We start from the raw sequence: 816 nt of genomic DNA on the forward strand, positions 1-816 counted from the left end.
GCCCACCCCCCCCCCCCGCTTTCGGGATGTTCGCTTTGCCCCGCCCATGGCCCCCGCCGCCACCGACGCAGTAACGAGGGCCTGAACGCCCCCCCACCGCCGCCACCACCAGATGCAGCGAAAAAGGCGTTACCCCCGGCACCCCCCGCTTTGTTGATGGTGCCGCCGATACCGGTTCCGCCAGCGCCGCCTTTACTGGCGACCGAAGTGTTATCGGTGGCGGTGCTTCAGGCCATCGTTACGGCGTCGGTGGCGCCGGTGGCAATGGGCTGGACAACGCGAACATCCCGAATGCGGGTGGTGTGGGTGGCTCTTGGGTCGATGGGCTTCGCCCCCTGCTGTACGACGATGGCTGGGGGTTGGGGATCACCCCGCACGATTTGCCGCTGGATGCGGAGCTCACGCTTCAGGCGATCGGTGGCAGCAACTATCTCTCTGTCTATAGCCGAGTGGGCCAGGGCACAAGTCATGCGGCTCATCAGGCCAATATCGGCGGTGGGTCATGCTCCAACCGTGGCGGAACTGCCGCAGTACAGCGCGGAGGCATTGGCGCAGGGGGCGGTGGTGGTTACAACACCAACACCGGCAGAGGGGGCCCGGGGGCCGTGATTGTGGAGGTATTGGGATGAATTACTACGCAAGACTGATTAAAGGTCGCGTGACGGAAGTGTGGAACGATGGTGGCCTGAACATCACTCCGGCTGATGTGCATGTGGCTGAACTGGCCACCAAGTTTGTGCCATGCCCTGACTGGGTGATCGCTGGCGCGACCTATGACGGCAAAGAGTGGGTCAACCCTGAGCCGATCCTGCCGAC

At 64.0% G+C, this 816-nt stretch carries 2 protein-coding genes; one reads left to right on the plus strand and one right to left on the minus strand.

The annotated features are described in order from the left end of the window. Nucleotides 1-227: 227 nt before the first annotated feature. Nucleotides 228-479 carry a hypothetical protein gene (locus tag RA28_RS22920; RefSeq protein ID WP_193747452.1) on the minus strand — a complete coding sequence of 84 codons (252 nt, stop codon included), beginning with the start codon at nucleotides 477-479 and terminating at the stop codon, nucleotides 228-230. 146 nt (nucleotides 480-625) lie between these two features. On the opposite strand from RA28_RS22920, the gene RA28_RS22105 reads away from it, so the two are divergent. Beyond that, nucleotides 626-816 (plus strand): hypothetical protein (locus tag RA28_RS22105; RefSeq protein WP_039533505.1); only part of this gene is annotated, 191 nt, incomplete at its 3' end.

It is taken from the genome of Ruegeria sp. ANG-S4 (assembly GCF_000814005.1).
Taxonomy (GTDB): domain Bacteria; phylum Pseudomonadota; class Alphaproteobacteria; order Rhodobacterales; family Rhodobacteraceae; genus Ruegeria.